Origin of the sequence: Mycobacterium sp. (genome assembly GCF_039583785.1) — a bacterium.
Lineage (GTDB): Bacteria > Actinomycetota > Actinomycetes > Mycobacteriales > Mycobacteriaceae > Mycobacterium.
Map to the genome: position 1 here is coordinate 104,065 of NZ_JAVKSG010000001.1, position 12,303 is coordinate 116,367.

The 12,303-nt window shown below is 66.8% G+C and carries 11 protein-coding genes; 4 read left to right on the forward strand and 7 right to left on the reverse strand.

Translation table 11 applies throughout. From position 1 onward, the window contains the following. Positions 1-32: 32 nt before the first annotated feature. The 4 genes from ABDV69_RS00525 to ABDV69_RS00540 are packed head-to-tail and all read right to left on the reverse strand — an operon-like array spanning position 33 to position 5,100. On the reverse strand, positions 33-1,385 hold the full coding sequence (locus ABDV69_RS00525) for a TIGR01777 family oxidoreductase (protein ID WP_343571360.1): 1,353 nt from the start codon (positions 1,383-1,385) through the stop codon (positions 33-35). A 54-nt stretch (positions 1,386-1,439) separates the two neighbouring features. Continuing rightward, positions 1,440-2,684: a glycosyltransferase family 4 protein gene (locus ABDV69_RS00530; protein ID WP_343571361.1), complete on the reverse strand. Its 1,245-nt coding sequence runs from the start codon at positions 2,682-2,684 to the stop codon at positions 1,440-1,442. Then, the gene (locus ABDV69_RS00535; RefSeq protein ID WP_343571362.1) at positions 2,681-4,258 is read right to left on the reverse strand and encodes a glycoside hydrolase family 57 protein; all 1,578 of its coding nucleotides are present in this window, start codon (positions 4,256-4,258) and stop codon (positions 2,681-2,683) included. The genes ABDV69_RS00530 and ABDV69_RS00535 overlap by 4 nt, the downstream gene beginning before the upstream one ends. Beyond that, positions 4,255-5,100: a methyltransferase domain-containing protein gene (locus ABDV69_RS00540; protein WP_343571363.1), complete on the reverse strand. Its 846-nt coding sequence runs from the start codon at positions 5,098-5,100 to the stop codon at positions 4,255-4,257. The genes ABDV69_RS00535 and ABDV69_RS00540 overlap by 4 nt, the downstream gene beginning before the upstream one ends. 244 nt (positions 5,101-5,344) lie before the next feature. Here ABDV69_RS00540 and ABDV69_RS00545 point away from each other — a divergent pair, with 244 nt between their 5' ends. The 3 genes from ABDV69_RS00545 to ABDV69_RS00555 all read left to right on the forward strand — a co-directional run bounded on the left by ABDV69_RS00545 (position 5,345) and on the right by ABDV69_RS00555 (position 7,650). After that, on the forward strand, positions 5,345-6,145 hold the full coding sequence (locus ABDV69_RS00545; RefSeq protein WP_343571364.1) for an electron transfer flavoprotein subunit beta/FixA family protein: 801 nt from the start codon (positions 5,345-5,347) through the stop codon (positions 6,143-6,145). Between the two features lie 36 nt (positions 6,146-6,181). Further along, positions 6,182-7,138 carry an electron transfer flavoprotein subunit alpha/FixB family protein gene (locus tag ABDV69_RS00550; RefSeq protein ID WP_343571365.1) on the forward strand — a complete coding sequence of 319 codons (957 nt, stop codon included), beginning with the start codon at positions 6,182-6,184 and terminating at the stop codon, positions 7,136-7,138. A 230-nt stretch (positions 7,139-7,368) separates the two neighbouring features. Beyond that, positions 7,369-7,650, forward strand: a complete 282-nt coding sequence (locus ABDV69_RS00555; protein ID WP_343571366.1) for a hypothetical protein — start codon at positions 7,369-7,371, stop codon at positions 7,648-7,650. Between the two features lie 25 nt (positions 7,651-7,675). Here ABDV69_RS00555 and glgX read toward each other — a convergent pair whose 3' ends face one another. Next, positions 7,676-9,829, reverse strand: a complete 2,154-nt coding sequence (glgX, locus tag ABDV69_RS00560) for a glycogen debranching protein GlgX (RefSeq protein WP_343571368.1) — start codon at positions 9,827-9,829, stop codon at positions 7,676-7,678. Positions 9,830-9,933: 104 nt separating this feature from the next. Between glgX and ABDV69_RS00565 the strand changes: the two genes are divergently transcribed. Beyond that, a complete protein-coding gene (locus tag ABDV69_RS00565) occupies positions 9,934-10,434 on the forward strand; it encodes a DUF427 domain-containing protein (RefSeq protein ID WP_343571369.1) in 501 nt (166 codons plus the stop codon). Between the two features lie 3 nt (positions 10,435-10,437). On the opposite strand, the gene ABDV69_RS00570 is transcribed toward ABDV69_RS00565, so the two are convergent. Both ABDV69_RS00570 and ABDV69_RS00575 read right to left on the reverse strand, forming a co-directional pair. Continuing rightward, complete coding sequence (locus ABDV69_RS00570) at positions 10,438-10,818, reverse strand: SRPBCC family protein (protein ID WP_343571371.1); 381 nt, start codon at positions 10,816-10,818, stop codon at positions 10,438-10,440. Beyond that, positions 10,818-12,296, reverse strand: coding sequence for a cryptochrome/photolyase family protein (locus ABDV69_RS00575; RefSeq protein ID WP_343571373.1), 1,479 nt, complete (start codon positions 12,294-12,296; stop codon positions 10,818-10,820). Before ABDV69_RS00575 ends, ABDV69_RS00570 begins: the two co-directional genes overlap by 1 nt. Positions 12,297-12,303 lie beyond the last annotated feature (7 nt).

A 12,303-nucleotide genomic window follows, 5' to 3' on the forward strand; every position in this document is an offset into this window, starting at 1 on the left:
CCGGCCGCGGTCAAGGTGGCACCGCGCGGTCTCTAACCGCGGCCCAGCAGGTGCCGCAGAGTGCGCTCGAGGGTGGACCGGCGGAAGTGATGATCGGCCTGTTGCAGTCGCGCGGGCAGCACCCGCTGGCTCGCCAGAGCGAGTTCGCGTGCACCCTGGTCGCCGAGTAGGACCTTCGGTCCCAGTGCCGGCACCGGCAGCACCGCGGGCCGGTGCAGCACATGGGCCAGCACGCGGGTGTATTCGACGTTGCGGACCGGATCGGCGGCGACCGCGTTGACCGGCCCGGACAGGTCGGTGTCCCACAGCGCGCGGTGGTAGACGTCGACCAGCTCGTCGATCCCGATCCACGACAACCACTGCTGACCGTTGCCGAGCCGACCGCCGAGCCCGGCGGCGAACAGCGGCCGGAGCAGACGCAGCGTCCCGCCGGCGGGAGACTGCACGATCCCGGTGCGCACCCGGACCACGCGGGCGCCGGCCTGCTCGGCCGGGATCGTCGCATCCTCCCAGTCGGCGACCACATCGGCCAGAAATCCGTCGCCGCGCTCGCTGTCTTCGGTCAGCGTCTCATCGCCGCGGTCGTAGCCGTAATAGCCGACGGCCGACGCGCTGACCAGCACCTTGGGCGCATCGCTCGATTGCGCGATCAGCTCGGCCAACCGTCGCGTCGGCCCGATCCGACTGTCGCGGATCGCGGCTCGGTGAGCGTCGTTGAAGCGGCCCGCGATCGAGGCGCCTGCGAGGTGGATCACCGCGTCGATCCCGGCCAGCAGGCCCGGATCCGGGCTGTCCGGATCCCATTGCCGCTCATCGGGTTTGGTAGAAGCGTGCCGAACCAGCCGGATCACCCGGTGGCCGCCGGTGGACAGGAAGGCGGCCAACTGCGAGCCGACCAGCCCGGAGGCCCCGGTGATGGCGACCGTGATCGGGGCCAACCCGTGGGCGGCCGCCTCTTGGTGCGCGGCGATGTCGTCGGCCAACTGTTGGTGCCGGTAGCGGAACATCGACCGCAGTGCGGCGCCGGGGACCGGCGTCGCAACCCTGTCGATGACCCGAGTCTGGTGGCCGTCGACCTCTTCGAAGTCGTGGGTGTGCCGCCAACGCACCGCCAGTCTGGCCGGCAGCGACGCCAGTCCGTCGGTGCCGATGCTGTCGACGAAACGGCGCGGCGGGTCGTAGCCGTCCGGTTGGTGATCGGCCACCCAGCGCAGGCCGCCCGGCAGGCCGAGCTCGGCCCGCCCGTTCTCCAGCGAATCAGCCTCCACGATCAGTCGCATCGGCGACCACGGCGGCGTCAGTCGGGTGAAGGCGCCGGGCCGGGTGTGCCAGTCGAATACCTCATAGATCGGTGCGTCGATGACGCTCGAATACACAAGTCCCATGACGCCGACGGTACCTGCGCGCCGACTCGGCTCGGCGATGAAGCCGGGCACCGCCTACCGGTCCGGTAGCGCGTGCTCCACGATGGGCAGCCGGGGCAGCGGTTGGCGTTCGGCACGCTTGGCCGCCAGATAGACCTGCGTGGTTTCGTCGGCCACCGTGTGCCAGTCGAAGTCCGCGGTCAGGCGTTGCCGCGCGGCCTGTGCCCGGCGCTGGGCGGACGCCGGATCGTCGAGCACTGCGATGACAGCCTTGGCCAGCCGCGCTACATCCCTTGGCGGGCAGGATATTCCGGTCTCGCCGTCGATCACCGCTTCGCCCAGGCCGCCGATGTTCGACGTTACCAGCGGGGTGCCCGCGGCAGCGGCTTCCAGCGCTGCCAGCCCGAAGGGTTCGTAGTGGCTGGGCAGCACCGCGGCGTCGGCGCGATGCAGCGCGGCCAACAGGTCGTCGTGGTTGAGCCGACCGGCGAAGTGAGTTGCCTTGAGCACCTTGTATTTACGGGCCTGCTCGACGAGCCAATCCTGCTGGGTACCTTCGCCGGCTATGGTCAGGGTGGTACCGGGGTGAGCCCGGCGGACCCGCGGCAGCGCCGCTATCGCCTCGTGCACACCCTTCTCGTACTCGAGCCGGCCGACGTACAGCAGTTCCGGTGGGCCGCTCCGCGGCTTGCGAGGTGCGAACGGCCATCGCGCCGCCTCGATGCCGTTGCGGATCACCGTAATCTCGGCCAGCCCGGGCCCGAAGAGTTCGGTGATCTCGTCGCTCATCGAGTGTGAACAGGTGATCAGCGAGTCGGATTCGCGCACCAGCCAGGACTCGACGGCATGCACTTGCCGGCTCAGCGATCCCGAGACCCATCCGGAATGCCGACCGGCCTCAGTGGCGTGGATAGTGGAAATCATCGGCACGTCGTAAAATTCGGACAGCGCGATCGCGGGGTGGGCGACCAGCCAGTCGTGCGCGTGAACCACGTCGGGCCGCCAGTGCTGGTCGCTGCGCGGTTGCTTGAGGGAGATCCCGGCGCGGATCATCGCGTGGCCCATCGCCAGCGTCCACGCCATCATGTCGGTGCCGAAGGCGAACTCGTGCGGATCCTGCGCTGCCGCGACCACCCGGACGTTTTCGTTGATTTCATCCGACGACGGGTGGGTGCTCGGGTCGGTGTCCGGCGGGCGCCGCGACAGCACTACGACGTCGTGGCCGGCGGCGGCGAGCGCGGTCGACAGGTGATGAACGTGCCGGCCGAGTCCGCCGATCACCACCGGCGGGTACTCCCACGACACCATCAGAATCCTCATCGCGGCAGCCTCCGGGCATCCAGCGCGCCGAACAGTCCGTCGGCGCGATTCCAGCCATCGGCCAGGCGCTGTGCCACCGCACGGCGACCCGCTGCCAAGGTGCCGGCGATTTCGCGGGTGGCGTGCGCGTGCAGATGTGCGCGATAGCGGGCGTAGTCGGCCGCCGAGTCCTTGCTCACCATGAACGGCCAGTCGCTGGACACCGTGAGCAGGGTCTCGCGCAAAATCTGGTCGGCGATGTGATCGCGGGGGATGGGCCCGTCCAACGACGCCGTCTGGGTCAGCGCCTTGTCGACGCATGCCAACGCGGTGTCGACGACCTCGGCGTTGAGCTGTACCAGATCGGCAACTTTGTCGCCCGACCACACTTGCCAGTCCTTACCGGAACCCCAAGAGCTGGGCGGCAATTCCACAGCATCGCCGACGAGACCCGCGCTGACGGCATCGCTGAGCGTGCCAACACGCACCCCTGCTGCGGGCAAAGCCCGCAACACCCGCTCCAGCCACGCCGGGCCCTCGTACCACCAGTGGCCGAACAACTCGGTGTCAAACGCCGCCACCACGTGGGCCGGCCGGCCGATGCGCTGCGACTCCGACGAAAGCCGGCGGCGCACCACATCGACGAAATCGGCAACGTGGCTGTCGATGGCACGCTCGGCGCGCTCGGGGTCATACGGCGCCTTCTTGTCCGAGGGCACGTTGCGGCCGGTGACCCGGGCCGGCTTGAGGCCGGTGCGGTGGTCGTAGGTGTGGAAGTCGCGGTAGGCCGCGTGGCCCGGGTAGCCGGACTTGGGCGACCACACCCGATAGCTCACCTGCAGGTCGCGCCCGAACGCGATGACGTGCGAGTCACCGACCGGCCGACCCAGCGCGGTATCGCCATGCAGCGACGGGCCGTCGACCATGAAATGGCCGACTCCCGCGGCGGCATAGTCGTGCTCCATGCCCGGGGCGTAGGCGCATTCGGGAGCCCAGATCCCAGTTGGCTTGTGCGACAACCGCTGCCGGGAATCTGCCAGTCCTTCGCGTAGCGCAAACTCGCGGAGTCGCGGATTCAGCAGCGGCTGGAACGGGTGGGCGAGCGGGCCGCCCAACAACTCGACGGTACCCGCGTCGATCAGTCTGCGCAGCAGCGGGCTGGCACCGTGGCGCCAGTAGGTGGTGAAATCCTCCAGCGCGTGCTCGGTTTCCGCCATTTCTCGAATACCGAAGGCGCGCAGAGCGTCCGGGGCCGAGGCAGGCGGACCGCCGGTGGCATCACCGGGGCGCAGGCTGGCGGCCTCGGCCGCGCGCAGGTGCCAGTTGGCCAGCCAATGATGCATCCCGTCAAGGCAATACGGGTCGTCGAGTTGCGCCATCACGACCGGTGTGACGCCCAGCGTTATCAGCCGGTGCCGGTCTTCGTCGGCCAGTCGGCGTAAGACCTGCAGCAGCGGCAGGTAGGACGCCGCCCACGACTGGTAGAGCCACTCTTCGCCGACCGGCCAGCGGCCGTGATGGGCCAGCCACGGGAGATGGGTGTGCAGCACCAGGGTGAACAACCCGGGGACTGTGTTCTCAGACGGCGGTGTCACTTGCGCCACGCCTCGATCCCGGCTGCGCCGGCATCATCGTCGCCGGCGGGGCGCACCGCGACCGCCACCAGGTCCAGGCTGTCGTCGATATGCCGCGCCGTATCGGTGCCGGCTTCGACGAGATCGAAGTCCGCGGCGGCGACCGCGGCGACATCGGCCAGCAGCTCCTCCGACCACGGCGCATCGGCAACCGCGCGCTCGATCTGGGCGTCGATGATCGAGCCGCCATGCCGGGCGTCTATCGCGAGCAGCCGCGGTCCATGGAAAACTCCGTACACGCCGTCGATCGCGAAGCCGGCGTGGTGCAGCAGCTCCATCAGCTCGTCTGCGTTGAGCTCCCGGGTGTGAAACGGATTGATCGGGGTGTCGCGGCCCGGCGAAAACGTGATCCGGTTGGGAGTCGACATCATCAGCAGTCCCGACGGCCGCAGGACGCGGGCACATTCAGCGATGAACTGTGGTTGATCCCACAGATGCTCGATCACCTGGAAGTTGACCACAACGTCCACCGACTGGTCCGGCAACGGCAGCTCGGCGAGGTTGCCGTGGATCACCCGCACCCGCGGATAACGGGCGCGCACGTGCGCAACGGTCGCCTCGTCGTAGTCCACCGCGGTCACGCGCCGCGCGACGTCGGCGATCAGGTCGGCGCCGTAGCCCTCGCCGCAGCCCGCTTCGAGCACGTCGCGACCCGCGCAACGCTGCGCTAACCGCTGGTAGACCACCTCATGGCGGCGAAACCAGTAGTTCTCCACGTCGAGACCCGGGATGGTGCGTTCACCGGTCAACGGCAGGGCGGCGTCCGCGGGCGTGCGCGGAACCTCAGGTGTGAATGCGCTCATTGCATAGGCAGGCTAACGCGTGGCGACGTGTTCGCGAATGCGTCACTTCGGGTAATCCAGCGTTGTTGGCAGCGGGCCTGCCCGCTTGTGGGGGCACGGGGGGCAGAACCTGCAGGACGACCCGCTATGGTGGGGGAGCAAACCACACTAAGTTACCAGCCAGTAACATGCGGGTGCGGTGCGCACAAGACGTGACCTAAGTTCTGCGGCTGCAGAGCGCACTCGAGGAGGACGAGCCACTCTCATGACGAACATCGTGGTCCTGATCAAGCAGGTCCCGGACACCTGGTCAGAGCGCACACTCAAGGACGGCGACTGGACGCTCGACCGCGAGGCTGCCGACGCCGTCCTGGACGAGATCAACGAGCGCGCCGTGGAAGAAGCGCTACTGATCCGCGAGAAGGAAGCCGCCGACGGTACCGAAGGATCAGTCACCGTGCTGACCGCCGGTCCGGAGCGTGCCACCGAGGCGATCCGCAAGGCGCTGTCGATGGGCGCCGACAAGGCCGTTCACCTGCTCGACGACGGTCTGCACGGCTCGGACGTGGTGCAGACCGGTTGGGCGCTGGCGCGTGCGCTAGGCACCATCGAGGGCACCGACCTGGTCATCGCCGGCAACGAGGCCACCGACGGCACCGGCGGCGCGGTTCCGGCCGTCATCGCCGAATACCTGGGCCTGCCGCAGCTGACTCACCTGCGCAAGCTGTCGCTGAACGGCGACAAGATCACCGGTGAGCGGGAGACCGACGACGGTGTGTTCACCGTCGAGGCCACCCTGCCCGCGGTGGTCAGCGTCAACGAAAAGATCAACGAGCCCCGCTTCCCGTCCTTCAAAGGCATCATGGCCGCCAAGAAGAAGGAAGTCACCACGCTCACGCTGGCCGAGATCGGTGTCGAGGCTGACGAGGTCGGGCTGGCGAACGCCGGTTCCAAGGTGCTGACGTCGACGCCCAAGCCGCCGAAGACTGCGGGCGAGAAGATCGCCGACGAGGGCGAGGGCGGCAACGACATCGCTAAATACCTGGTCGGCCAGAAGATCATCTGAAACCTGAACCTTTAACCGAAAGACACGGAACAACTCATGGCTGAAGTATTGGTGTTCGTTGAGCGCGCTGAAGGCGCTATCAAGAAGGTCACTTCCGAATTGATCACCGCAGCAAGGGTTTTGGGAGATCCGGCCGCCGTCGTGGTCGGCAAGCCCGGCACCGCCGAGCCGCTCATCGACGGGCTGAAGTCCGCCGGCGCCGCCAAGATCTACGTCGCGGAATCGGACGACGCGGAGAACTACCTGATCACCCCGGCCGTCGACGTGCTTGCCGCATTGGCCGAATCCGCAACTCCGGCAGCCGTTTTGCTGGCCGCTAACGCCGACGGCAAGGAGATCGCGGGCCGGCTCGCTGCCCGGATCGGTTCGGGCCTGCTGGTCGACGTGGTCGAGGTACAGCCCGACAACAAGGCGGTGTGGTCCATCTTCGGTGGCGCGTTCACCGTGGAGGGCCAGGCCAACAGCGACACCCCGGTGATCACCGTGCGGCCGGGTGCGATCGAGGCGGAGCCATCCGACGGCGCAGGTGAGAAGGTCGACGTCGAGGTGCCTGAGCCCGCCGAGAACGCCACCAAGATCACCTCCCGCGAGCCCGCCGTCGCCGGCGACCGCCCGGAGCTGACCGAGGCCACCATTGTGGTGGCCGGTGGTCGTGGCGTCGGCAGCGCCGACAAGTTCAGTGTTGTCGAGGAATTGGCCGACTCGCTGGGTGGCGCGGTCGGCGCCTCGCGTGCCGCGGTGGATTCCGGCTACTACCCGGGCCAGTTCCAGGTGGGCCAGACCGGCAAGACGGTCTCGCCGCAGCTCTACATCGCGCTGGGCATCTCCGGGGCCATCCAGCACCGCGCCGGCATGCAGACCTCGAAGACCATCGTCGCGGTCAACAAGGACGAAGAGGCGCCGATCTTCGAGATCGCCGACTACGGCATCGTCGGCGATCTGTTCAAGGTCGCGCCGCAGCTCACCGAAGCGGTCAAGAGCCGCAAGGGCTGATCGCTCGCCAGCGGGCCCCGCGCACTGCGGCCCGCGCGGTCGGTGGCGCAACCTGACCGAGCAAAGTTGCGGCATCGCTTTCGACTTGGCGAGCGTCGGCAACGTCGAGATCACGCAACGCGATGCCGTGGTCGACCTGAACCAGCCGCCGCCCGGGTCCATCCGACTCTGGATGAAAAAGCGCGTCGCGGTGTATTAATAGTTGCTACGTCGTTCTAAGAAAGGGCCCCATGATGAAGGCAATGACGCCGGCCGCGATCGCGATCGCCGCGGTTCTGTTCAGTGGATGCTCGGCTTCGCAGATTGTCAACACCGGTGGTGACACCAAGTGCAAAGACTTCACCACGCAGGACGAGAAGAAGCAGAACGACGAGATCAGCAAGATGCTGAAGGACAAGAGTGGATCCGACCCGTCGAATCTGCAGATCACCGCCACCCGGTTGTCCGCCGCAACCTTCTGCCAGACGCTGGGCAAGCCGGACAGCAAGATCTCCGAGGCGCCACACGGCTGAGCGGGAAATCCTTAGCGCCGGCGTCCTACTCGCCGCTGGCTTGCAACACCACCATCGCCCGCGCCGCCACCTGGACAGCACCGTCGGCCGTTGTCGATTGCGGGTCTAAGAGATTGCCAGCCGCGACCGCGGTGTCAACGACGCATGTCCAGGTGTGGCCGAATTCTTGTGGCGGCAGCGTGAATTCGATCGGCTCATGGTGGGCGTTGAAGCACAGCAAGAACGAGTCGTCGGTCACTCGCTGGCCGCGGGCGTCGAGGTCGGCGATACCCAGGCCGTTCAGGTAGACCGCGACTGACTTGCCGAAACCCGAATCCCAGTCCTCGTCGTTCATTTCGGAGCCGTCCGGTCGGAACCAGGAGATGTCGGGCTGCCCCTCCGTGCCGCGCCGCCGCACCGGCACCCCTCGAAAGAAGCGGCGCCGCCGAAACACCGGATGCGCGGCCCGTAGCGCGGACACAGATCGGGTGAACTCCAGCAGATCGGTATCCATCGAATCCCAGTGCACCCAGGTGATCTCGTTGTCTTGGCAGAAGCCGTTGTTGTTGCCGTTCTGAGTGCGGCCGAGCTCGTCGCCGTGCGAGATCATCGGAACCCCTTGCGACAGCAGCGTTGTCGCAAGGAAGTTGCGTTGCTGGTGGGCGCGCAGCGCGTTGACTTCCGGATCGTCGGTCGGGCCTTCGACGCCGCAGTTCCAGGATCGGTTGTGGCTTTCCCCGTCGTCGTTGTCTTCCTCGTTGGCCTCGTTGTGTTTTTCGTTGTAGGACACCAGGTCGCGCAACGTGAACCCGTCGTGGGCCGTGACGAAGTTGATGGACGCCACCGGCCGCCGGGCGGTGTGCTCGTAGAGGTCGGCCGAGCCGGTCAGCCGAGAGGCGAACTCGCCCAGTGTCGCAGGTTCGCCTCGCCAGTAGTCGCGCACGGTGTCGCGGAACTTCCCGTTCCACTCCGTCCACTGTGGCGGGAAGTTGCCGACCTGATAACCGCCCGGGCCCACATCCCACGGCTCGGCGATCAGCTTGACCTGGCTTACGGTCGGATCCTGTTGCACCAGTTCGAAAAACGCCGACAGCCGATCCACGTCATAGAACTCACGGGCCAGTGTCGCGGCCAGGTCGAAGCGGAACCCGTCCACATGCATCTCGGTCACCCAGTACCGCAACGAATCCATGATCAGTTGCAGCGAATGCGGATTACCGACGTGCAGGCTGTTGCCGGTGCCGGTGTAATCCAGGTAGTACTGCTTCTCGTCGTCGACCAAGCGGTAGTACGCGGCGTTGTCGATTCCGCGCATCGACAGCGTCGGGCCCAGGTGGTTGCCCTCGGCGGTGTGGTTGTAGACCACGTCGAGGATCACTTCGATGCCCTCGCAGTGCAGGGCCCGGACCATCGTCTTGAACTCCTGCACCTGGCCGCCAGGCGTGCTGCTTGAGGTGTACTTGAAGTCCGGGGCGAAAAAGCCGATGGTGTTGTAACCCCAGTAGTTCGACAATCCCTTGTCGATCAGAGTCGAGTCGTTTGCGAAATGGTGCACGGGCATCAGCTCAATCGCGTTGACGCCCAGACTTTTCAGGTGCTCGATGATCACCGGATGGGCGATGCCGGCGTAGGTGCCGCGCATCCGCTCGGGAATGTCGGGATGCAACTGCGTCAGCCCCTTGACGTGCGCCTCGTAGATGACGGTGTCGGCGTACTGGTGGTCAGGCGGACGGTCATTGCCCCAGTCGAAGTACGGGTTGATCACCACCGACTTCGGCATGTTCGGTGCGGAGTCGTCGTCGTTGCGGCTCTCCGGGTCGCCGAAGTTGTAGCTGAACAGCGACTGGTGCCACTCGAATATGCCGTCGATCGCTTTCGCGTACGGATCCAGCAGCAGCTTGTTCGGGTTACACCGCTGACCCTCGGACGGGTCGTAGGGCCCGTGCACCCGGTAGCCGTAGCGCTGTCCCGGCTCGATGGCAGGCAGAAAACCGTGCCAGACGAAGCCGTCCACTTCGTTGAGCGGCACCCGGGATTCGTTGTCGTCTGCGTCGAACAGACACAGTTCGATCTTCGTGGCGACCTCGCTGAACACCGCGAAGTTGGTGCCCGAGCCGTCATAGGTGGCGCCCAGCGGGTAGGCCTTGCCCGGCCACTGCTCAATGTGTACCGGCGGAATCGAGTCAGTGTTATCGGTCACAGCGCCCTCTTTCGTCTCCAGCGCCGCAAGACTGCGACCCGACGCTGCAGACTACCCGCCCCGCGGCGACTCACACATTGTGTGAATCGGGGCACAATGGTGGTGTGAAACCGTGGCCGACGCCCGAGAAACCAGGGCCTGGACAGGAGTCGGTGTGGGATTACCCGCGGCCGCCGAGGCTGGAGGAGTTCGCAGGTTCCATCACCGTCGAGTTGGGTGGCCGAACGATCGCCTCGACCACGCAGGCCTGGCGGGTCTTGGAGACCAGTCACCCGCCGACCTACTACCTGCCCGAGGCCGCCTTCGCCGCCGGGGCGCTGCGTCGCGCTGACGGTGCGTCCTGGTGTGAATGGAAAGGGCAGGCAACGTATTACGACCTGGTGACCGACACGAAGGTGGCGCCGCGGGCGGGCTGGACCTACCTTCATCCGACCCGCGGGTTCACGGCTCTGGCCGGTGCGGTCGCCGTGATGGCCGCGGCGGTGGACCGCTGCACCGTCAACGGAGAGGTGGTGAGGCCGCAGCCGGGTGGCTTCTACGGCGGTTGGATCACCAGCTGGATTGTCGGCCCGTTCAAAGGAATACCGGGCTCCATGGGCTGGTGACTATCACGGTCCGGTGGTCGCGATGACGTCGATGCGACGTAAGGCGATCGCGCACACCGACAGATAACCGGCCGCCCACCACGGAACGGACATGCTTGCTCGCGTACCACTGCCGGCCGGCTCGACGCGGTGCTGGGTTGCCGGGATGCCGGCCACCTTCCACCCCCACTGCCGGCCCGGCTCGAACTCGGTGATGACGAACGGGGCGGCGAGGCCCAATGCTGTTCGGACGGCGCCGGTTACGTTCAACTCCAATTGGGTGTGCGGGGGGTCGAGCCAGGCCGCGCTGACGGTCGGGCCCCACTTCGGCCAGACGTCGAGATCTACCAGGATGTTCCACACCGCCGACGGCGGCGCTGCGATGAACCGTTCGACGGAGAGCATTACGGGGCGTGCCCGCCCAGGCTGCGCTGCTGTTCGACGACGTCGTCGAGGTCTTTGAGGCGTCGCATGCCGGCCAGCGGCTGATTCATCCGCTGATTGTTGGCAAGGTGTTTGGCGTTGCGCTCCAGAAACCACCAGTACCCGCCGGTGAAGGGGCAGGCCCGATCGCCGACCCGCTCCGACGGCCGGTAACGGCAGGCGGGGCAATAGTTGCTCATCCTGTTGATGTAGGCGCCGCCCGAGGTGTACGGCTTGGTGGCCATCATGCCGCCGTCGGCGTGCTGGGACATGCCGACCACGTTGGCGACCATCACCCACTCGTAGCCGTCGACGAAGCAGCGGTGGAACCAGTCGGTCATCGCGGCGGGATTCCAGCCGCGCTGCAGGGCGTAGTTGGACAGCACCATCAGCCGTGGAATGTGGTGCACCCAGCCGTGATCGCGGACCTGGGCCAGCACGTCCTTCAGGCAGTGCGCGTCGACGGCGTCGGCATCCAACTCGGCGAACCATGTCGGCACCCGAGCATGCGCGTCGAGCGCATTGCGCCGACGGTAGCCTTCCCCGAAATGCCAGTAGACATGCCAGATGTAGTCACGCCAACCGATCAACTGCCGGACGTAGCCCTCGACGCTGCCCAGCGGCGCCTTGCCGGAGCGGTAGGCGTCTTCGGCGGCATATGCGCAGTCGAGCGGGTCGAGCAGGCCTAGATTCATCGGCGCCGACAGCAGGCTGTGCGCCATGAAGCGGTCGCCGCTGAGCATCGCGTCTTCGTGAGGGCCGAAGTACGGCAGGCGATCTCGCACGAAGACTGTGAGGGCGTTCTGCGCTTCGGCGGCGGTGACGGCGAATTCGCGCGGCCCGTCGCGTCCCACGAACGACACGTCGCCGTCGCGCTCCCAGCGGTCCAGGTCCGCGCGGACCTGCTCGTCGATCTCGTCTTCCTCTGGCCGCCAGGGTGCCTTGATCCCCAGATCGCCGCCCTTGGGCGCGGGCTCGCGGTTATCGGCGTCGAAATTCCACCGGCCCTCGGCGGGCTGGTTTCCGTCCATCAGCAGATCGAACCGCCGTCGCGCGTCGCGGTAGAAGTTCTCCAGTTTGAGCGTGCGATGGCCCTCGGCCCACTCGCCGAACGCGTCGCGGTCGGTGCAGAATCCGCGGGCCGGCAGCACCTCGACATTCGGCAGCGATCGCACAAAGCGGTCGGCAGCCCACGAGGTGGGCTGGCACACGGTGACCGGCTCGTCGAGCTGGTCCAGCGCCTCACGGTAGGTGCGGGTCTGCCGGAACACGACCTGATCGCCGAGCTCGGCAGCGCGGTGCCGCAACGCCGAGACCACCAGATGCGCCTTGCGGCGGTGAAAGCGCCGACGGGCGAATGCTGCCTGCGACTCGATCAGCAGCACCGGCTGGTCGGGTTTGTCCAGGAAATGCGGCCCGAGCTGGTCGGCGAAACACCAGCGTCGGGTGTCGTTACTCATATTGGCT

What these genes read in the sequence shown, in the direction of transcription:
- ABDV69_RS00530 (WP_343571361.1), bottom strand. Translation starts at nt 2,684, where the DNA reads ATGAGGATTCTGATGGTGTCGTGGGAGTACCCGCCGGTGGTGATCGGC.
- ABDV69_RS00540 (WP_343571363.1), bottom strand. Translation starts at nt 5,100, where the DNA reads ATGAGCGCATTCACACCTGAGGTTCCGCGCACGCCCGCGGACGCCGCC.
- ABDV69_RS00545 (WP_343571364.1), top strand. Translation starts at nt 5,345, where the DNA reads ATGACGAACATCGTGGTCCTGATCAAGCAGGTCCCGGACACCTGGTCA.
- ABDV69_RS00555 (WP_343571366.1), top strand. Translation starts at nt 7,369, where the DNA reads ATGATGAAGGCAATGACGCCGGCCGCGATCGCGATCGCCGCGGTTCTG.
- ABDV69_RS00570 (WP_343571371.1), bottom strand. Translation starts at nt 10,818, where the DNA reads ATGCTCTCCGTCGAACGGTTCATCGCAGCGCCGCCGTCGGCGGTGTGG.
- ABDV69_RS00525 (WP_343571360.1), bottom strand. Translation starts at nt 1,385, where the DNA reads ATGGGACTTGTGTATTCGAGCGTCATCGACGCACCGATCTATGAGGTA.
- ABDV69_RS00575 (WP_343571373.1), bottom strand. Translation starts at nt 12,296, where the DNA reads ATGAGTAACGACACCCGACGCTGGTGTTTCGCCGACCAGCTCGGGCCG.
- ABDV69_RS00550 (WP_343571365.1), top strand. Translation starts at nt 6,182, where the DNA reads ATGGCTGAAGTATTGGTGTTCGTTGAGCGCGCTGAAGGCGCTATCAAG.